A 19,357-nucleotide genomic window follows, 5' to 3' on the forward strand; every position below is an offset into this window, starting at 1 on the left:
CGTGCGGCCCATCCACATCTGGGCCGCACGACGATCCGAAGGAAAGCGTCCTAGCCCGTGACCGCAGGGCGAACGCCAAGCCTCACAAAGCCGGTTCGTCCGGCAGGCCGACGATGTCCAGCAGGCGGTGCATGACCTCCGACGGCAATCCCGGGTTCGCCGCCGCGTCTTCGGGATGGGTCTCCAGCAGCGGCCGCAACCACGGCCAGGGCAACCGCCGGTCGCGCCGCGCCCACCACCGCAACGTGGCGCTCGGGTCGGCGAGCAGCCGGCCTAGAGCCGCTCCGTCTATCGCCGGATCTTCGACGGCGGCCAGCCGGGCGAACGCGAGCCCGTGGTCGGCGAAGCGCGCGAGGCCGATGTACGTGACGAACCACGGGTGTTCGGCGAGACGGCGCCAACCGGGAGTGTCGGCGGTCGCGTACATCTCCTGGATCACGGCCGTCCCGCGCGCACTTGCGTTCCACCGCGACGGCGTCCACTCGACGAGCCTCCCCTCGCGCCACTTGAGGGTCGTCTCGCCGCGCAGCCACTTCTCCGCGTCGGTCCGGATCTCCTCGTCACCCGCGAACCGGAACCGCACCTCCGGCGCCCCGGTCCGGTCCAACGTCTCGGCCATGTCCTCCGGCGGAGCCGTCGTCAGGAGTACGCCGCACCGCTTCGGCCGGTCCGCGTTCTCGTCCACCAGGGCACGCAAGTCGTCGACGCAAACGGCGCGTTCCGGGAACGCGCCGGCCGCCGAAGGGTCGTACCCGAGCAGTCGGCGGCGTACCGCCGCCGGCGCGGCGGGATTGAGCGCCAAGCCCCGCAGCCAGTCCCGGCCTTGCGGGATCCGATCAACCGACGTGTCCGAAGCAGCAGTTGTCGAGCCGACAGGAAACAGGTTGTCCGGGAGAAAACGCATGTGCTCAATGGTGCGGAGCCGGGCCCCGCAAATCCGATGGATCTTGGCGTAGATCAGAAAGCCCCGGCCGGGCCAGAATAGACATGGTTCACCCGAGGAGCCCTGGCCTGGCCACACGGCATCCCGCTCCTGGGCAAGCATCCGTGACCGCGGCCATGATCACAACAACCCGCGCTGCCGTCGAGGGGCTCAGACGAACCTCTCGCCGCCCATGACCGCCATCAGGACCTGCGCGCCCGTGCGGACGTCGTCCCACCTTGTGCCGCTGGGTCGTTCGTACGCGCGCCGGAGCCAGGCCGCCCGGTCTCGCTGCTCGGCGCGGAGCCGGATCAGGTCGAGGCTCACCCCCGGCGGCGGCCCGCAGGACTCCAGTTCCGTGACCCGCCGGTCCATCTCCGAGAGCAGCGCGCGGTCGAACTCGGTCACCGCGGCAATGAACGCGTCGCTGCTCACCGTCACGCGCCCCGTTGCAGACGCATCGAACTCGACGTCGGAGTCGGGCGGGTGCTGCCAGGAGAGCGTGACGGTGTCGTCGCCGTCTCGGTCGGCAGTACGCCAGAACCTCAGCTCCGGCGGGTCGGCGAGGTGGCCCATGTCGAGCGTGTGAGCGTCGTGCCACGAGACCGCCGCCTCCACGGCGTCCCGGGCATCCGCGGGTACGTCCGCAGTCGGCCACCGCCCGGGAGCCTCGGCGGCGACAAAGCCCCGCAGGTCCGACGGGACGGGTTCCAGGGCGGCGGGCAGCACGTCGAGTACGTCCTCCCATAGTCGCACCACGTGGTAGTCGACGTGGACATCGAACGGGTCCGACCCCATGGGCCTTGCGTACCGCAGCAGTTCGTGGCCGCCCGCATCGACGCAGTACCAGCCGTCGGTCAGGATGAACCACGAGAGCCTGGGCGACTCGTCCCCCCATGGCCGAACCTCGTCCACCGGCCGCAGCCCGAACCGAAACCTGATCACCGCGTCAGTCTCCCAGCGCCCGCCGCCATCGTCCCCGCACCGCCCCGTGCCCGTTGCGGGATCGCGCACGGCGGACGGCGTGACCGTCTCGCCGGGCGAGGGCGGCCTCGTGGGAGGAGAGTGGAGAGTAGATCGCGATTCGCGGACACGGAACAGGAGACGCCGCGATGGATGCCGCTCCGGTCACGCCTGGTCACGCTGCGCGGCCAACAATGTCCCCCCGGCTGACAATGTCCCCCCGGGAACGGGCCGAATACGGCCGGGCGGCGCGGGCCCGCGTGCCACGCTCCGCGCACGGCGACTTCGAGCCGCCCGCGAAGCGGCTCGACCCGATCGAGATCGTCGAGAGGCAGTCCGCCGCCCGGGTGGCGGAGCTGGTGCCGATCCGCTACGGCCGGATGTCGGAGTCGCCGTTCCGCTTCTACCGCGGAGCCGCCGCCGTCATGGCCGAGGATCTGGCGGCCACCCCCGTGACCGGCTTGTACGCCCAGCTCTGCGGCGACGCGCACATGTTGAACTTCCGCCTGCTCGCCTCACCGGAACGCCATCTGCTGTTCGACATCAACGACTTCGACGAAACTCTGCCGGGCCCCTGGGAGTGGGACGTCAAGCGCCTTGCCGCCAGCATGGTGACGGCGGCCCGCGAGAACGGCTTCACCGAGGCGGAGCGCGCGGAGATCGTCGGGGCCACGGTGCGGTCCTACCGGGAGCGGATGCGCGCCTTCGCCGGAATGGGCAACCTCGACGTCTGGTACGCCAAGGCCGACGCCGACCAGCTCCGCACTGTGATGGCGGACCGGCTGCCCGGGCGCGGCCGCGAGCAACTCGCCCGCACGCTGTCGAAGGCGCGGACCCGCACCAACCTCCAGGCGTTCGAGAAGCTGACCGAGGTGGTCGGCGGCGAGCGGCGGATCGCCGCGTCCCCGCCCATGATCACCCGGGTCGACGACCTGTTGCCGGAGCTGGAGCGCGACCAGTTGGAGGAGACGATCCGCGACCTGATCGACCGGTACGCCGAGAGCCTCCAGACGGATCGGCAGCATCTGCTCAAGCAGTTCACCATGGCGGACATGGCCCGGAAGGTGGTGGGTGTCGGCAGCGTCGGTACCCGCTGCTGGATCGTCCTCATGCTCGGCCGGGACGGCGAGGACCCGCTGTTCCTCCAGGCCAAGGAGGCGGGCGAGTCGGTGCTCGCCGCGCACGTCGGCGCCGGCACGTACGAGACCGAGGGGCAGCGCGTCGTCGCCGGGCAGCGGCTGATGCAGGCGGCGAGCGACATCTTCCTCGGCTGGGAGCGGGTCCAGGCCCCCGACGGCGTCGAACGTGACTTCTACGTACGCCAGTTGCGCGACTGGAAGGGCATCGTCGACCCGTCGGCGATGGTGCCGCGGGGCATGGCCCTGTTCGGTGAGCTGTGCGGCGCCACCCTGGCGCGCGCCCACGCCCGGTCGGGCGACCGCATCGCCATCGCCGCCTACCTGGGCAAGAGCGACGTCTTCGACCGGGCGCTGACCAGGTTCGCGGAGAGCTACGCGGACCAGAACGAGCGCGACCACGAGGCGCTGCTCGACGCGGTGCGCCGCGGGCGCGTGACGGCGGCGTCCGGCTGAGCACGGCCGCGGCCTCAGCGCGGCCACCGCTGACGCCTCCACCGACCGGCAGCGCCGCCCAGGAGCGCCGAGCGCCCCACCGGCAGCGCCGAATCCCCCGTCGACCAGGAGAGCCCCAAGCCCCAGCTGCCGGCGCACGCCGAAACTGCCGCGACGGCTCGGTGCCGCCGCCCCCGACCCGGGAACGGCGGCACCGCAGCGATACGGCTCAGCGTGCCCCGCGGATGAGGCGGCCGGGCCGGGCGCCGGTGTCCTCGCCGTTCCGGCGGGTGACCTGGCCGGCCACGATCGTGGCCGTGTAGCCGGAGGCGTCCTGGAGCATGCGGCCCCCGCCGGCCGGGAGGTCGTGGACCATGCGCGGCCGGTGGAGGGTGAGGTTGTCCAGGTCGATGACGTTGAGGTCGGCGCGCTTGCCCGGCTCGATGACGCCGCGGTCGCCGAGGCCGTAGAGCGCGGCCGTGTCGGCGGTCTGCTTCTTGACGACGAATTCGAGCGGCAGCTGCTCGCCGCGGGCGCGGTCGCGGGCCCAGTGGGTGAGCAGGTACGTCGGCTGCGACGCGTCGCAGATCATCGCGCAGTGCGCGCCGCCGTCCGCGAGGCCGAAGACGCTCGCCGGGTGGGTGAGCATCTCGCGGATCGCCTCGTGGTCGCCGCCCGCGTAGTTGAAGAGCGGGACGGTGAGCATGGCCTGCGCGTCGTCCTCGAGCATCAGGTCGTACATGACCGCGAGGACGTCCTCGCCGCGCGCCTCGGCGATCGCGGTGACGGTGCGGTCGGGGGTCGGCTCGTAGTCGGGGACCGCGGCCATCGGGTACATCATGCCGACGAGGCGCTGGAGGGCCAGGTTGACCTGGTCGCCGGGGATCGTCGGGTCGGACGGCAGGTCGTCCTCGGCCAGGATCGCGGCCCGCGTCGCCGGGTCGGCGAGTGCGGCGGCGAACTCGGCGTCGGTCAGCTCGCCCGCGGCGCGCCGCGCGGCGACGGCCTGGAAGGTCGGGCGCTTGCTGAACGCGTTGCGGGTGGTGAACCCGGTGAGCATGCCGAACGGGCGGCCCGCGACCTGCGGGTAGAGCGGGATGCCGGCGTCGAGCGCCTTCATCGACTCGCTCATCAGGTCGCGCCACAGCTCGGGTGCGGCCATCACCTGGAGGAGCGCGAAGGAGACCGGCATGCCGATCTCCTCGGCCAGCCGCTTCATCCATGCGACCTCGGCGTGCGGGGCGACGATGTCCTCGCCCGAGGAGCCGGTCGGGGCGAGTTCGAAGACGGCCCGGCCGCCCTCGGCCATCGCGCGGCCCAGGCCGAACAGTTCCTCTTCGGAGGCGAAGGTGCCGGGCACCGGTTCGCCGCCCATCGCGCGGTGCGCGACGGTACGCGAGGTCGAGAAGCCCAGCGCGCCGGCCTGGACCGCCTCCTTGACGATCGCGGCCATCGCGGCGATGTCCTCGGCGGTCGCGGGCTCGTTGCGCGCGCCGCGGTCGCCCATCGCGTACGCCCGCACCGCGCCGTGTGCCACCTGCACGCCGATGTCGGCGGCAAAGCGGCGCCGCTCGAGCACGTCGAGGTACTCGGGGAAGGTCTCCCATCCCCAGGTCATGCCCTCGATGAGTGCGGTGCCGGGGATGTCCTCGACGCCTTCCATGAGGCCGATCAGCCAGTCCTCGCTGCCGGGCCGCACCGGGGCGAAGCCGACGCCGCAGTTGCCGGAGACGACGGTGGTGACGCCGTGCGACGTGCTCGGGTCGAGCACCTCGTCCCAGGTGGCCTGGCCGTCGAAGTGGGTGTGGATGTCGACGAAGCCGGGGGTGACGATCTGCCCGTCCGCGTCGATCACCTCGGCGGCGTCGCCGTCGAGGGCGGGCTCGCCGTTGTCGCGGCGGTGCACGGCCACGATCAGGCCGTCCTTGACGCCGATGTCGCCGCGGAACCGGTCGGCACCGGTGCCGTCGACGACGGTGGCGCCGACGATCTTGAGGTCGTAGGTGTCGTGCCTGTCAGCCATGCGGAAGCCCCTTCCCGCGCCCGGGATCTGAGCACGTGTCAGAACCGTGCTCGCTGCGGGGACCGTACGTCTGCGCACATTGCGAGTCAATATTCGCACTATGCAAAAAGATCGTCGCGAGGTACCGTCGCCCCGTGGCACGCCCCTCCCCGCAGACCGAACGCCTCGTCTCCCTGGTCGACGCCATCGCCGCCCGGCCCGACGAGGGCCTGACCCTGTCCGAGATCGCCCGGCACCTCGCGGTGACCCCCGCGACCTGCCATCCGATGCTGGTCAGCCTGGCCGAACTGGGGTGGCTGGTACGGCATCCGGTGCGCCGCACGTACCGGCTCGGCCCCGCGCTGATCGCCGTCGGCCGGGCCGCCGCCCGCGGCCTCGGCGTCGTCGACCTGGCCCGCCCCGGCATGCAGCGCCTACGCGACGAACTCGGCCTGACCTGCATCGCGCTGACCCCGGGCGAGTTCCACGTGACCGTCGCCGAAGTGGTGCGCGGCCCCTCGGAGCACGGCCCGCACGTGCGCGTCGGCGACCAGATCCCCATCGCCCCGCCGCTCGGCGTCGGGTACGTCAGCTGGGCCGACGAGCAGACGCTGCGCCGCTGGCTGGACGGCGTCACCACCGACCCGGACAAGCGCGCCCGGCACGAGCAGGCCGTCAAGGCCGCGCGCGAGCGCGGGTACGCGGTCGAGCTGGTCACCCGCATCGAGACCGAACTCGGCCAGGCCCTCGCCCGCCTCGACGAACACCTCGGCCAACAGCTCGGCCAACACTTCGGCGAACACCTCGGCGGCCGTCTCGCGGCCACCGCCGGCGCGACCGAGGCGCGTGACCCCTCCGCGGCCCGCCTGCGCACCCTGCTGGAGGAGATCGCCGCCGAACTCGCCGACCCCGACCAGGACCCGATCCACGAGATCGACCCCGACCGCGAGTACCGGGTCGGCCGCATCGGCGCGGGCGTTCTGGACCCGTCCGGCGAAGTGGCGCTGGTGATCGCGCTGCACGGCTTCGGGGCCCGTACGGACGGCCGCGGCGTCGCCGTCATCGGCGGCAGGCTCGCCGCGGTGGCCGCCGACGTGGCCGCCCAACTTGCCGACTGACCTCATGTGACGTGGTTCACATCGGACTTGCTGACAACCGGACGCCCGGCCCGGACCGTACTACTCGACGTGCGGCACTGGAGACGAACACGGCAGGCCGAGCTCGACGCGGACTTCCGCGACTGGGCGCTGGCCCGGCAGGCGCACCTGCGCAGGTCGGCCTACCTGCTGTGCCGTGACTGGCATCTGGCCGAGGACCTGACCCAGACCACCCTGGCCAAGATGTACGCCGCCTGGCACCGCGTCCACGACGGCGACACGCGCGACGCGTACGCCCGGCGTGTCCTGTACCGCACGTTCGTCGACGAGACCCGCCGCGGCTACCGCCGCGAGTATCCCGGCGACGAACTCCCCGAGACGGCCGCACCAGGCGTCGACAGCGCACTGCGCATGACGCTCCTGGACGCGGTGGCCCTGCTGCCGCCGCGCAGCCGTGCGGTCATCGTGCTGCGCTTCTGGGAGGACCTGAGCGTCGAGGAGACCGCGGCGGCGCTCGGCTGCACGACCGGCACCGTCAAGAGCCAGACGTCGCGCGGACTGGCCTCGTTGCGGCGCCGCCTGACACTGGACGACGACGCCGGGTTCTCCGCCCTCCTGGGTGTGGGCAGCGCGGCGGGCACGCGAACGGAGGGAGGCCGGTGAACCGCCCGACGCACCACGGGCCGGAACGACCCGAACACCCGTACGCCGATGCGGAACTCCGGCCCGTGCTGGCCCGAGCCATGGCGGACATCCGGTTCTCCGAGCCCGGCATGCCCGACCTGCTCGGACCGGCGATGGCGGAGGGAACCCGCCTGCGGCGCAAGCGGCGTACGAACCTGCTCGTCGCGTTGTCGGCGTCCGCCGCGCTGGTCCTCGGCGGGGTGGTCGGCGGCGTCGCCTACCTCGGCGGCGACACCGCCGCGGGCCCGGCGGGCGTGCCGAGCGGACCGGAGGAGTCCGCGTCCGGCCGGCAGCTGACGCCGGTCGAAGCGCTCGCCACGGCACTGGAGCCGTACCTGCGTCCGCGCGGCGTGGTGATCGACGCCAAGCCGTGGAACGTACGCCGCGATCCGCCGAGCGGCGCCACGTTCCTGGTCAGCATCACCCTGCGCGACCGCGCGGGACGGGCCGGCGCGATCGTCCTCTCCGGCGGTCCGATGAGCGGCGTCATGCCGACGAAGGGCAATGACGCGACCTGCTCCTCGGTGCTGCGCGGCGACACGGAGGCCGGGTTCGAGATCGAGGACAACCCCACGTGCACGAAGTGGGCCGCCCGCGCCGACGGTTCGCAGACCTGGTCCGTCTACGTCCAGCGCGACGAGGCGGCGGGCAAGTCCGGTCGGAGCGGCGCGGTGCGGCTCGGACCCGGCGACGAGGTCTTCCGTGCCTGGATGTGGGAACCGCCGTCCGGGGCCGCCGAGTCCGGGACCCTCGTGCTGAAGGACACCGTGCTCGCCGAGATCGTGGCGGATCCCGCCGTCGCGCAGGCCCTGGAGCAGGTCCCCATGCCGACGTCGGGGAGCGCGGTCACCCCGCCGTCGCCGTGGTCCGTCGACGACGTGGCCACGTCCGCCCCGCCGCGGGGCGCGACGTCGGACTCGTCCCCGGGCCCCACCTCAAGTTCGACCTCGGGTTCGACGACCGGTTCGGCCTCGCGCTCGACTTCGGGTGCGACCTCTGGTTCGACCTCGGGTTCGACTCCCGATTTGACCGACTGACCGACCCGGCCGGGCCCCGCGGATCCCCCCGATCTCACGTGACCCCGCCTGACCTGATCTGACCCGCACGCACGGCCCCGCCCGATTGCCGACCGCGGCACCGGGCGCGGTACCCCCATGCCATCGACAGCAAGGTTGATGATGATTCGTCCCGTTCCTCCGGTACGCCCCTTCGCCCGGATCGCCCTGGCGGTGCTCGCCGGAGCCGTCCTGGCCACCGGCTGCGCGTCCGACTCCGGCAAGTCGTCCGACTCCGGTGCCCCGCAAGGGGGTTCGCAAGACTCGGCGTCGTCCGGCGGTGCCGCGGCCGACCCGCCCGGCAAGCCGCAGGACGGCGACGCCCCGCTCGCCGCGCCGCCGGGCGCCTCCGAATCGGAGAAGCAGGAGTACGCGCTCGCCAACGCCGTGGCCGAGTGCATGAGGAAGGCCGGCTTCACGTACGTCGCGTACATCGCCCCGGCGGGGCCGCCGCAATTCCAGGACGGGTTCGAGCGCAACTACGATGCCGCACGCGCGTTCCGCGAGAAGTACGGGTTCGGAGCGTTCTCACCCGCCGCGTTCCCGGGCGACCCCAACGTGAGCGTGTCGGCCACGTCCGAGGATCCCAACACCGCGGCGTTCGAGGCGCTGCCCGCCGACCGCAAACCGGCGTACAACATCGCGCTGTTCGGCAACGCCGAGCGCAGCAAGATGCCCGGTGGGCAACTCGGCGGCTGCTCCGGCGAGGCGCGGAAGAAGGTGTACGGCACGCAGGACGAGATCAAGGCCAAAGCCGACGCCGCCTCGGAACAGGCGCGCATCGCACGGCAGAACCTCAACGGCGACGCCGAACTCGTGCGGCTCGCCCAGGCGTACGCGACCTGCCTGCGCGGCAAGGGCTATCCGGTCGCCACGACCTCGGTCACCGAGATCCGCAACGCACTGCGCTTCGAGTGGTTCGGCAAGGCCGCCGGCCTGACGCCGCAGCCGCCCGAAGGACGCCCGGAGTCGTCCGAAGCCAGGCTGGATCCGGCGGTCGCCCGCCCCCAACTGACAAAGGAGATCCAGGCCGCGCTCGCCGACATCGACTGCGGCAAGGACTTCCGCGCCGCGTACTTCCCCAAGCTCGACAAGTCGCCCGGCGCCGAGGGACTCGGGTGAACCGCGCCAGACGAGCACTCGCGACCGTGCTCGGCATCGTCGCGCTGGCGGGCGCCGGGGGCTGGTACGCCGGGCAGCAGGTCCAGTCCCCGGCCGAGGCCGCCGCGGCCCGCAAGCCGCCGTCGGCGTCGCTCATCACCGTGCCGGTGGAGTCCCGCATCCTGACGAACGGCGTCGTGGCGCACGGGACGGTCGAGTTCGAGTCGCCGGTGCCGGTCAGCTTGTCGGGGGCGGTCGCGGCGGTGCCGAGCGGCGGCGGCTCCGCCGAGACAGGCGGTGGCGTGCAGAAAGTGACGCGGACGCCGGTGGCCGGCGCGTCGGTCGCCGAGGGCTCGGTGTTCATGGAGGTGTCCGGGCGGCCGGTGTTCGTGCTGCGCGGCGTCGTACCGATGTACCGCACGCTGGGTCCCGGAACGAAGGGGGCGGACGTCAAACAGCTCAACGAGGCCCTGAAGCGCATCGGGTTCGACCCCGGCACCACGGCGGACGCGTTCACCTCCGGAACCGCGTCGGCGCTCAAACGCTGGTACCGCGCCCGCGGGTACGAGGCCAAGGAGCCGGGCACCGCGGAACGGCAGCAACTCGCCGCGCTGGAAACGGCCGTGCAGACCGCGAACGAGGCACTGGCGACCGCCAAGGCCGAGCTTCAGGCCGCCAAGTCACCCTCAGGAGCGGCGACTTCGGGGGACTCGTCTGGCCCGTCCGGCCCGTCCGGTTCACCAGGCCCCGCAAAATCGCCGGACCCGTCGCCCGGAAAGCCCGGCGGCAACGCGCCCGCACCCGACATCGCCTCGTTGCAGGGCAGGGTGACCAACGCCGACAAGGCGCTCGGCTACGCCCGGCAGAACCTCGCCGACTTCCAGGCCACGTACGGCGTTTCCCTCCCGGCCGGCGAACTCGTCTTCCTGTCCGCACTGCCGGTGCGCGTCGACCAGGTGGCGGTCCGCCCCGGCGACACACCGTCCGGGCAGGTCGCCAAGGTGACCGGCACCGGCGTACGCGTCCAGACGACCGTGCCCGGCGTCGACGCGCAACTCCTGCGTCCCGGAATGCCCGTGCAGCTCGAACTCGACTCCGGTGAGAAGTTCCCCGGAAAGGTCGACGCGGTGGGCCGGGACGCCGAGCCGGTGTCCGAGGGCAGCCAGGGAAGCCAGGGCACGGGCGGCGGTGACGGCGCCGGCCCAAGCGAAGGCCAAGGAGTAGGTCAAGGGGACGGCCAAGGCACGGGCAGCGGTGACAAGGGCGGCGCGTCCGCCCCGGCCGGCGGCGCGCCGGCCACCCCGGCTTCACCCGGCATGCCTTCCGCCGTGCGCATCGTGCCCGACGACCCCGCCGCGCTCACGGCCCGGGCCGGGCAGTCGGTCAAGGTCACCGTCGAGGTCGGCTCGACCGGGACGCCCGTGCTCGCGGTGCCCGTCGCGGCGGTCTTCACGGGCGCGGACGGCCAGGCACGCGTCAAGGTCGAGCGCGCCGACGGGACCGTGGCCCCGGTCGCGGTGACCCTCGGCCTCGCCGCCACCGGCTTCGTCGCGGTGACGGCCCCGGACGGGCAACCGCTCGCCGCGGGCGACCGCGTCGTCGTGGGGGAGCGATGACACCGCGGGACGAGGGGCCCGCGGACAACACCTCCCCGCGCCCGCTCGTCGAATTCGAGTCCGTGGGACGGACATTCGACTCCGATCCGCCCGTCCACGCCCTCGTGGACGTGGACTTGCGCATCCACCGGGCCGAACACGTCGCGGTGACCGGGCCGTCCGGCTCGGGCAAGTCGACGCTGCTGGGCCTGCTCGGGCTGCTGGACCGTCCGACGTCGGGGGAGTACCGCTTCGGCGGCGTCGCGACGACCCGCCTCGCCGAGCGTGACCGGGCAGCGCTGCGCGCGGGTTCGTTCGGCTTCGTGTTCCAGGCGTTCCACCTGCTGCCGTACCGCACCATCGAGGAGAACGTGATGCTCGCCGAGGTCTACCGGCCCAAGGGCGGCACGGCCCCGCCCCGGCGGACCCGGCGGGCCCGGGCCGAGGAGGCCCTCGAACGCGTCGGCCTCGGCCATCGCAGGGGATTCCGGCCCGACCGGCTCTCCGGCGGCGAACGCCAGCGCGTCGCGATCGCCCGTGCGCTGCTCGGCGATCCGGCGCTGCTGCTGTGCGACGAGCCGACCGGCAACCTGGACGGCGAGAACACCGCCGTCGTCCTCGACCTGCTCGACGAACTGCACGGGCAGGGGCTGACGTTGCTGGTCATCACGCACGACGAGGCGGTGGCGTCCCGGGCCGTCCGCCGCATCCGCATCGCGGACGGGCGGGTCCTGGCCGAGGCGGGCGTATGACGCCGGAGGGCCGTACGCTCCGGCTGCCGCGCCGCGGCGGCACCCGCATCGGCCGCGCCGACCTGCTCGACGAATCCCTCGCCGCCGTACTCGCCCGCCCCTGGCGGGCCGCCCTCACAACCCTCGGCACCGTGCTGGGCATCGCCACGCTCGTCGTCACCATCGGCATCGCGGCGACCGCCGGGAACCGCATCGTCGGACGCTTCGACCAGCTCACCGCGACCGCGGTGACGGTCGTCGCGGCCGGCACCGGCGCACCGCAGGCCCCGGGCGAAGGGCCGCTCATCGGGTGGGACGCCGCGGAACGGCTGGCCCGCCTCAACGGGACCGTCGCCGCGGTGGCCCTCGCCGAGGCCGCGCCCGGCACCGCGCCCTCGGTACGCGCCAACGACATCAAGGACCCCTCGACCGTCTCGGCCCGCACCCTCGGCGTCGTGGCGGCCACCGTCGACCTACCGGCCGCCGCCCACGGCCGCGTCGTCGCGGGGCGGTTCTTCGACGTCGGCAACGTCGCCCGGCACGACCGCGTCGCCGTGCTCGGCGAGGAGGCGGCGCGCATGCTGGGCATCGTGCGTCTGGAGGACTCCCCGGCGGTCTTCCTCGGCGACGAGGCGTTCACGGTGATCGGGATCGTCGGCGACTTCCGCCGCGAGCAGGCGCTCGCCGCGGCGGTGATCGTGCCGCCGACCACGGCCGCCGACCGGCTCGGCCTGACCGAGGTGGGACGGGTCGTCGTCGACACCGAACTCGGTGCCGCGGGGCTCGTCGCCGCGCAGGCGCCGACCGCGCTGAACCCGGGGCGGACCACCGAGATGCGGGTGATCGCGCCGCCCGACCTGCAGCGCGCCCGAGGCGCGGTGGAGGACGACGTCAACGGCATGTTCCTGGTGCTGGGCCTGCTGTGCCTGGTCGTCGGTGCGGTCGGCATCGCCAACGTGACGCTCGTGGGTGTGATGCAGCGCATCGGCGAGATCGGGCTGCGCCGTGCGCTGGGTGCGTCGCGCCGCCACATCGCCCAGCAGTTCCTGGTCGAGTCGGCCGTGCTGGGCCTCATCGGCGGGGCGATCGGCGCCGCCGTCGGGGTGGTGACCGTCGTCGGGGTCTGCGTGGCCAGGGACTGGACGCCGGTCCTCGACCTCACCCTCGTCGTCGCGGCCCCGGGCGCGGGGGTGCTGGTCGGGCTGCTGGCCGGGGCGTACCCGGCGTGGCGGGCGGCCAGGCTGGAGCCGCTGGAGGCGCTGCGGGCAACGTGACCGCAGACGTGACCGCAGACGTGACCGCGCATGTGACCGCGGACGTGACCGCGGACGTGACCGAGGGCGTCACAGCGGGAGGGACCGCGTCGCCCTGCGAGGGCTGACGGGTGCCGGTGGGGGCGCGTACGCCCGCCTCGTCAGGCGGAAGGTGGGCGTACGGCCACCTCACCGCCGGCCTTGCCGCAGGTCTATGCCATCAGTCCTTGGCGCGCCCGTCGCCCTTCCGCCCGTCGCCCTTGCCGCCGTCGCCCTCGGGGCCGTCCGGGCCTTCGTCGTGCAGCTCCGTCTCGTGCTGCTTGAGGTCCTCTTCCCAGCGCTTCAGCATGTCCTCGTGCTCCTTGTTGCTCTTGCCGAGCGACGCCAGGAACTCGGGGTCGTCGTCGGGCGCCACGAACCGGGCGCGGCGCTCGGCCGTGCGGTCCCGGCGCGGGCGGCCCGCGACGAACCAGCCGATCGCGCCGATCAGCGGCACGAGCAGCACGACGAACACCCAGACGAGCTTCGGCAGGTTGCGCACCTTCTGCTCATCGGTGGTCAGGCAGTCGATGAACGCATATACGAGCACCGCGAAGGACAGCAGCAAGGGTGCAACCCGCAACATGGAATCGACTCCCTGGGGTTATGTGAAGTGCACCCCCAGCGTAATGCGTCGCCCACGGGCCCGGACGGACCTCAAATCCCCTGGACCTTGCCTGATGCCGACAACTCGTAGACCAAAGTGATCGCACGCCGCTCACCCGGCGCAAGAGTCACGTCGTAGCGCACGATCCCCTCGCCGTCGACGTCCGCGGGCGCCGGATCGCATGCCTCGGGCCGCAGGGCGACCTCGACCGCGGAGACCTCCGAGACCGGGATGCGCTCGCGCAGCACCACCGGGACCGGGTCGCCGGTGCCGGCCAGGTGGGAGACGAACACCCGCACGGTGCGTGTGGTCGTGCTACGGCCTGTGACGGCCTTGGTCGACTTCTGCTCGGAGACGTGCCGCACCACGCGGAACGTGTCCTCGCTGCCGAACGGCAGGCGTACTTCCTCGCCCTGCCCCGAGAACTTGAGCCGTCCGCGTCCCATGAACCCGCCGGCCCGCACCAGGTCGACCGGGCCGGCGAGCAGGACGTGGCCGGCCTCGTTGGCGACGTACGCGACCCGTGTCACCAGCGGGGACAACTCCGGCGTCGCGGCCTGCTCGGTGCGCGCGGGGGCGGTGAACGACGTCAGGTGCACGCGGTGCGGCCGCCCGTCGGACGGCACGGTCACGGGGGTAGGCGCCGCGAGGACGCGTACCTCGCCGCCGTCGTCGACGCCGGGCAGTTCGGCGGCCGACGCCGCGACCGCGCCCACCTTGGCGATGTCCTCCTCGCGCAGGTCGACCTCGACGGTGCGCTTCTCTTCGACGCTCTTGTCCCGCAGGTGCAGTTCGTCGTCCACCAGCGTCGGCGGGCGGGCGGCGAGCGTCGGCCGGGCGGTCGACAGCGACAGCCGGACCCCCGGCCAGTCCTCGCCGGTGCGCTGCCACACCACGGCGTCCGAATCGAGCGTCAGCGAGGCACCGTCTGCGGCGAGCGTCGCCCGGTACGCCGGCCGCCACAACGCGCACGGCACCAGGTGCACGACGCGCAGTTCGACCGGACCGGCCCGCTCGGCCTCGACGACCACCTCGACGACGGCCGACAGTCCGGCGGGGTCCTCCTCGCTCGCGGACAGCGCGGCCCGGGCCTCCGCCAGGCGGCGTGCGGTGCGCTCCTGCGCGCGGGCGACGTCGAACATCTCCTCGTGCCGCTGCTCTTCGGCGGCGTCGACGGCCTCCAGGCGCGCGGCCCAGTCGACGGTGTCGAACCGCACGCCCGACGAGTCCGGCTCGACACCCGCGAACTCGGCGAGTGCGCGGTGCAGTTCCTCGCGGGCCTGGCGTACGACGGCGACCGACGACTCCAGGCGCCGGGTCTGCCGGGCCAGATCGCGGGTCTCCTCCTCCAGGTCGAAGACGAGCGCGCGCATCTTGGACGCGTCCTCGGCGGGCCTCGGCGGCGGCGCCACGGCGGCGCGCACGATGCGGGCGTCGACGACGGTCACACCGAGGTCGCCGACACCGGAGACGTCGATCGCCTCGGCACGCAGCGACCGGTCCACGGCCAGGGCCGTGACCGGGCCGATGCGCAGGCGCTGCACACCGGCCGCGACCTCGACGACGCCGGACCGCTCGACCTGCGCGCGGTCCTCCAGGCACGTCACGGCGGTGATGGGCAGGGCGCGCGGAGTGTCTTCCGCGCCTCCCGGGCCGGTCGGCCCGCCCGGGATCTCCGCGCCGTCCGGGTTGTCAGACCCGTTTGGGATGTCGGTGCCGTTCGGGTTGTCAGTCCCGTTCGGGTTGTCAGAGCCGTTCGGGCTGTCCTGACGGTGCGTCAACTCAGTCACGGCTCATGCCCTCCGGTTCCCGCCGACGACGGACTTGCCGCCGGGGATGCGGATTTCGTAGCGGCCCACCAACGTGCGCGTCGAGTTCGCGGGCAGTCGCAGCCGCCACACGCGCGCACCGCGCACCAACTGCCCGTCGCGCGGCTCGGCGTCGCGCTCCCACTGCGGATCGGCGGCGTGCTCCTCGATCTTCACGTCCTTGTCGTCGCTGACCGGTACGCGCTCCAGCACTTCGACGGTGATGTCGCGCGCGAGGTGGTTCGCGACGTCGATCTCGATGCGGTGGTCCAGCACGGTCGTCTGGTTGCGCAGCCCGGCCGTCGACTCGCGCATGTGCGTGCGCCGCGCGACCTGCACGCTCTCCACGACGCCCACGCCGACGCGCTGCCGTTCGCCGGGGGCGAGGGTCGGCAGCGGGACGGTCATCAGGAACTCGCCGCCGACGCTGACGTCCGCCGGGCCCGCGAGCAGCGCGTGTGCGGAGGCGTTGGTGACGTGGACGGTGCCGTACACCGACTCGTCCACGGACGGGACGGTGACGAACTCCGGTTCCAGGCCCACTTCCACGGTGCACACGGGGACGGTGTGCCAGCCGCCGTCCGACTCCACGTCGGCCGCCGCGGCGACGTCGAAGCGGTAGTCGTACGAACCGGCCGACTCGCGGACCCGTGCCGCGTGCGCGGGCAGCGCCAGCGAGGCGACCGCCTCGGCGCGACGGCGGTACTCCACCGCCGCGGCGTCGTACGAGCCGCCCGGCCGCAGTCGGCCGCGCGCCGCCACGTCGTCCGGTCCGGTGAGCACGAGGTCCGCATAGTCGAGGAGATCGGCACCGGGAAGTGCGGACGCGGCGTCCCCGCCCGGCCCGTCGGGGTCGAGCCGCTCCATGTAGTTGTCGCTCAGTTCGAGTTCCGCTCCGCCGCCTCCGTAGGCCGCACCCGCGAACGCCTGGGCGGGCGGCGGTGCCCCCGCGGCCTCCGCGCGCGGCGCTCCGCCGGGGCGTGACCTGCGCATGCGCGGCGCGGGCGGCGGCGGTGGGGCAGGTGCGGAACCGGGGGCGATCGGCGCCGAAGGCATCGCCATCGGCGGGGGCATCGGGGCGGCCTGCGGGTAGCCGCCGCGCGCCTGCTCCTCGTCCATCCACGAGCCCTGGTCCGCCCGGAGTTCGGCCATGCCGTAACCACCCGGCACGGCACCGCCGGTCAGGGTTTTGGACGCAATGGCGTCAGGCGGGAGGTAGCGGCCGTCCGCCGCGGCGAGTTCGCGCCGCTTGGCCGTCCCCGCGTCGTATCCGGCGAACAACTCGTCGAGCCCGGCCGGGGGTTCGCGCCATCCGGAGGGGGCCGGCGCCGCCTGGCGGCGCCCGATGCGCAGCGAGCGCAGTTCGGGGAGGTCGGTGCGGCGGTCGAGGTCGGCCGTCGACAGGCCGAGCCGTACGCCCGTCCAGTCCTCGCCCGTGCGCTGCGCGACCGCCGCGCGCATCACGAGCGTTCCGCCGGTCATCGCGGTGTCGAGGCGCAGTTGGTATTGCGGAACCCAGCGGGCCCCGGGGACCTGGTACTCCAGGTCCACGACCACCTCGACGGGAGCGGCGGGTGCGGGCGCGTCGCCCGCGAGGTCGAGGGTGAGGACGGCGGACCCGGTGGTGCGGGCCTCCTCGACGCGCAGCGACCCGGACGCCTCGTCGAGCCGGTGCCGCGCGACCCGTGCGTCGTGCTCGGCCTGGCTGCATTCCTCCTCCAGCGCGCGCATGCGGGTCTGGAGCGTGTCGAGCCGGTCGGTCACGAAGTCGGCCAGGGCGAGCACCGATTCGACCGCCGCCGGGCGCGGGTACGGGTCGTCCCGACGCTGCCGGGCCTGTGCCGCGCGCAGCCCCGCGGTGGCCTCGATCTCGGTGTGCAGCCGCGCGCGCCGCGCGTTGAGGCGCGTCAGGTGCTCGTCGGCCGCGTCGCAGGCGCGCCGCAGCTCGGGTACGTCCCGCGGTTGGACCACGACCGCTTCGATCCGGGGCCGCACGTCCGCGACCCGCAGGCCGTCGGGGCCCACGGTGACCGTGCCGCGCAGCGACTGCGGGTACGCGCTCAGCGGCACGTCGCCGACGTGGATCCGGAACTCCCCGCGGTGCCCTTCCGGGAGCGTGAACCGGGTGCGGCGGGTGCAGACCGCGCCCTGGGCGTACACGACGACCGATTCGAGTGCGGAGCCGAAGGCCTGAGCGGGTGCCGGTGCGGGCACGTCGGGCTCGACCGCGACAGCCATGTACGTCCTCCCCGAGGTGTGGCAATGGCATCCAACGTAGAGGAGTCGCGGGCGCCGTGTTCGGTTCCTGCCGAGCCGGCCAAGAGCCGGGCGGGGGGCGACGGGCACGGGACACGGACGGGTGTGCGCCGGACGGGGCCGGCGTACCGCAGCGCCGCCGCCAACCATCCGGCCCCATGCCCGTGCGGTCGGTCCGGTGGGCGTGGCAGATACTGGTGCGCATGGCATACGGGACCTTGCGCGCTTTCCTCAAAGCCCTCGAGAAGGAGGGCGACCTCCGGCGCATCCGGGTCGAGGTGGACCCGTACCTGGAGATCGGCGAGATCACCGACCGGGTGAACAAGGCGGGCGGCCCCGCGCTGCTGTTCGAGAACGTGCGCGGCAGCTCGATGCCGCTGGCGATGAACGTGTTCGGCACCGACCGCCGGATGCTCAAGGCGCTCGGCCTGAAGTCGTACCAGGAGATCGGCGACAAGATCGGCGGGCTGCTCAAGCCCGAGCTGCCGCAGGGCTTCTCCGGTCTGCGCGAGGCGTTCGGCAAGCTCGGGTCGGTGGCGCACATCCCGCCCAAGAAGGTGTCGGACGCGCCGTGCCAGGAGGTCGTGCTCAAGGGCGACGAGGTCGACCTCGACACGATCCCGGCCCTGCACACCTGGCCGCAGGACGGCGGGGCGTTCTTCAACCTGGGGCTGACGCACACCAAGGACCCGGAGACCGGCGTACGCAACCTGGGCCTGTACCGGCTCCAGCGGCACGACAAGCGCACGATCGGCATGCACTGGCAGATCCACAAGGACTCGCGCAACCACTACCAGGTGGCCGCGCGGCGCGGCGAGCGGCTGCCGGTGGCGATCGCGTTCGGGTGCCCGCCGGCCGTGACGTACGCCTCGACCGCGCCGCTGCCCGGCGACATCGACGAGTACCTCTTCGCCGGCTTCGTGCAGGGCAAGCGCGTGGAGATGGTCGACTGCCAGACGGTCCCGCTCCAGGTCCCGGCCGAGGCCGAGGTGGTGCTCGAAGGCTGGCTGGAACCGGGCGTGATGCGCGACGAGGGCCCGTTCGGCGACCACACCGGCTTCTACACCCCGATGGAGCCGTTCCCGGCGCTGACCATCGACTGCGTCACCATGCGCGCGAAGCCGATGCTGCAGTCGATCGTGGTCGGCCGGCCGCCGACCGAGGACGGGCCGCTGGGCAAGGCCACCGAGCGGTTCTTCCTGCCGCTGCTCAAGATCATCGTGCCGGACATCGTGGACTACGACCTGCCCGAGGCGGGCGGTTTCCACAACTGCGCGATCGTTTCGATCGACAAGAAGTATCCCAAGCACGCGCAGAAGGTGATGCACGCCATTTGGGGGGCACACATGATGTCGCTGACCAAGCTCATCGTGGTGGTCGACGCGGACTGCGACGTCCACGACTACCAGGAGGTCGCGTGGCGGGCCTTCGGCAACGTCGACTACGCGCGCGACCTGTCGGTGGTCGAGGGTCCGGTGGACCACCTCGACCACTCGTCGTACCAGCAGTTCTGGGGCGGCAAGGCGGGCATCGACGCGACGCGCAAGCTGCCCGAGGAGGGCTACACGCGCGACGGCGGCTGGCCGGAGATGGTGGCGTCCGACCCGGCGACCGCCGCGCGGGTGACTCGGCGTTGGAAGCAGTACGGGCTGTGATCGGAGTGTCCATGGTTT

At 73.0% G+C, this 19,357-nt stretch carries 15 protein-coding genes; 9 read left to right on the forward strand and 6 right to left on the reverse strand.

Translation table 11 applies throughout. The features are described 5' to 3' along the window. Positions 1-82: 82 nt before the first annotated feature. Both AB0C36_RS33855 and AB0C36_RS33860 read right to left on the reverse strand, forming a co-directional pair. Positions 83-904, reverse strand: a complete 822-nt coding sequence (locus tag AB0C36_RS33855; protein WP_358361899.1) for a hypothetical protein — start codon at positions 902-904, stop codon at positions 83-85. A 189-nt stretch (positions 905-1,093) separates the two neighbouring features. Further along, positions 1,094-1,867: a DUF5984 family protein gene (locus AB0C36_RS33860; protein ID WP_358361902.1), complete on the reverse strand. Its 774-nt coding sequence runs from the start codon at positions 1,865-1,867 to the stop codon at positions 1,094-1,096. A 212-nt stretch (positions 1,868-2,079) separates the two neighbouring features. Here AB0C36_RS33860 and AB0C36_RS33865 point away from each other — a divergent pair, with 212 nt between their 5' ends. After that, on the forward strand, positions 2,080-3,477 hold the full coding sequence (locus AB0C36_RS33865; protein ID WP_358361905.1) for a DUF2252 domain-containing protein: 1,398 nt from the start codon (positions 2,080-2,082) through the stop codon (positions 3,475-3,477). Positions 3,478-3,685: 208 nt separating this feature from the next. Here the strand turns inward: AB0C36_RS33865 and AB0C36_RS33870 are convergent, their stop codons facing one another. Next, positions 3,686-5,479, reverse strand: coding sequence for an N-acyl-D-amino-acid deacylase family protein (locus AB0C36_RS33870; RefSeq protein WP_358361908.1), 1,794 nt, complete (start codon positions 5,477-5,479; stop codon positions 3,686-3,688). A 134-nt stretch (positions 5,480-5,613) separates the two neighbouring features. Between AB0C36_RS33870 and AB0C36_RS33875 the strand changes: the two genes are divergently transcribed. From AB0C36_RS33875 to AB0C36_RS33905, 7 genes are all read left to right on the forward strand, one after another. Further along, positions 5,614-6,576: an IclR family transcriptional regulator gene (locus tag AB0C36_RS33875; protein ID WP_358361911.1), complete on the forward strand. Its 963-nt coding sequence runs from the start codon at positions 5,614-5,616 to the stop codon at positions 6,574-6,576. A gap of 69 nt (positions 6,577-6,645) precedes the next feature. Further along, positions 6,646-7,218: a SigE family RNA polymerase sigma factor gene (locus AB0C36_RS33880; RefSeq protein ID WP_358361914.1), complete on the forward strand. Its 573-nt coding sequence runs from the start codon at positions 6,646-6,648 to the stop codon at positions 7,216-7,218. After that, a complete protein-coding gene (locus AB0C36_RS33885) occupies positions 7,215-8,276 on the forward strand; it encodes a hypothetical protein (protein ID WP_358361917.1) in 1,062 nt (353 codons plus the stop codon). Before AB0C36_RS33880 ends, AB0C36_RS33885 begins: the two co-directional genes overlap by 4 nt. 138 nt (positions 8,277-8,414) lie before the next feature. After that, complete coding sequence (locus AB0C36_RS33890) at positions 8,415-9,416, forward strand: hypothetical protein (RefSeq protein ID WP_358361920.1); 1,002 nt, start codon at positions 8,415-8,417, stop codon at positions 9,414-9,416. Beyond that, positions 9,413-11,011 carry a Tat pathway signal protein gene (locus tag AB0C36_RS33895; protein WP_358361924.1) on the forward strand — a complete coding sequence of 533 codons (1,599 nt, stop codon included), beginning with the start codon at positions 9,413-9,415 and terminating at the stop codon, positions 11,009-11,011. The genes AB0C36_RS33890 and AB0C36_RS33895 overlap by 4 nt, the downstream gene beginning before the upstream one ends. After that, a complete protein-coding gene (locus tag AB0C36_RS33900) occupies positions 11,008-11,742 on the forward strand; it encodes an ABC transporter ATP-binding protein (protein ID WP_358361927.1) in 735 nt (244 codons plus the stop codon). Before AB0C36_RS33895 ends, AB0C36_RS33900 begins: the two co-directional genes overlap by 4 nt. After that, positions 11,739-12,995: an ABC transporter permease gene (locus AB0C36_RS33905; protein ID WP_358361929.1), complete on the forward strand. Its 1,257-nt coding sequence runs from the start codon at positions 11,739-11,741 to the stop codon at positions 12,993-12,995. The genes AB0C36_RS33900 and AB0C36_RS33905 overlap by 4 nt, the downstream gene beginning before the upstream one ends. 199 nt (positions 12,996-13,194) lie before the next feature. On the opposite strand, the gene AB0C36_RS33910 is transcribed toward AB0C36_RS33905, so the two are convergent. The 3 genes from AB0C36_RS33910 to AB0C36_RS33920 form a co-directional block, all read right to left on the reverse strand. Continuing rightward, positions 13,195-13,599 (reverse strand): PLDc N-terminal domain-containing protein, encoded by a 405-nt coding sequence (locus tag AB0C36_RS33910; protein ID WP_358361932.1) that lies wholly within the window; start codon positions 13,597-13,599, stop codon positions 13,195-13,197. A gap of 71 nt (positions 13,600-13,670) precedes the next feature. Further along, positions 13,671-15,410: a DUF4139 domain-containing protein gene (locus tag AB0C36_RS33915; protein WP_358361934.1), complete on the reverse strand. Its 1,740-nt coding sequence runs from the start codon at positions 15,408-15,410 to the stop codon at positions 13,671-13,673. A 3-nt stretch (positions 15,411-15,413) separates the two neighbouring features. After that, positions 15,414-17,666: a DUF4139 domain-containing protein gene (locus tag AB0C36_RS33920; RefSeq protein ID WP_358361936.1), complete on the reverse strand. Its 2,253-nt coding sequence runs from the start codon at positions 17,664-17,666 to the stop codon at positions 15,414-15,416. A gap of 221 nt (positions 17,667-17,887) precedes the next feature. Here AB0C36_RS33920 and AB0C36_RS33925 point away from each other — a divergent pair, with 221 nt between their 5' ends. After that, the gene (locus AB0C36_RS33925) at positions 17,888-19,339 is read left to right on the forward strand and encodes a menaquinone biosynthesis decarboxylase (protein ID WP_358361939.1); all 1,452 of its coding nucleotides are present in this window, start codon (positions 17,888-17,890) and stop codon (positions 19,337-19,339) included. The last annotated feature ends 18 nt before the right edge of the window (positions 19,340-19,357 follow it).

The organism is Streptodolium elevatio, assembly GCF_040649515.1.
Lineage (GTDB): Bacteria > Actinomycetota > Actinomycetes > Streptomycetales > Streptomycetaceae > Yinghuangia > Yinghuangia elevatio.

Bases quoted from the DNA above. Each gene is read 5' to 3' on its own strand.
- AB0C36_RS33855 (WP_358361899.1), bottom strand. From the start codon at position 904: ATGCGTTTTCTCCCGGACAACCTGTTTCCTGTCGGCTCGACAACTGCT.
- AB0C36_RS33865 (WP_358361905.1), top strand. From the start codon at position 2,080: ATGTCCCCCCGGCTGACAATGTCCCCCCGGGAACGGGCCGAATACGGC.
- AB0C36_RS33870 (WP_358361908.1), bottom strand. From the start codon at position 5,479: ATGGCTGACAGGCACGACACCTACGACCTCAAGATCGTCGGCGCCACC.
- AB0C36_RS33890 (WP_358361920.1), top strand. From the start codon at position 8,415: ATGATGATTCGTCCCGTTCCTCCGGTACGCCCCTTCGCCCGGATCGCC.
- AB0C36_RS33900 (WP_358361927.1), top strand. From the start codon at position 11,008: ATGACACCGCGGGACGAGGGGCCCGCGGACAACACCTCCCCGCGCCCG.
- AB0C36_RS33905 (WP_358361929.1), top strand. From the start codon at position 11,739: ATGACGCCGGAGGGCCGTACGCTCCGGCTGCCGCGCCGCGGCGGCACC.
- AB0C36_RS33910 (WP_358361932.1), bottom strand. From the start codon at position 13,599: ATGTTGCGGGTTGCACCCTTGCTGCTGTCCTTCGCGGTGCTCGTATAT.
- AB0C36_RS33920 (WP_358361936.1), bottom strand. From the start codon at position 17,666: ATGGCTGTCGCGGTCGAGCCCGACGTGCCCGCACCGGCACCCGCTCAG.
- AB0C36_RS33925 (WP_358361939.1), top strand. From the start codon at position 17,888: ATGGCATACGGGACCTTGCGCGCTTTCCTCAAAGCCCTCGAGAAGGAG.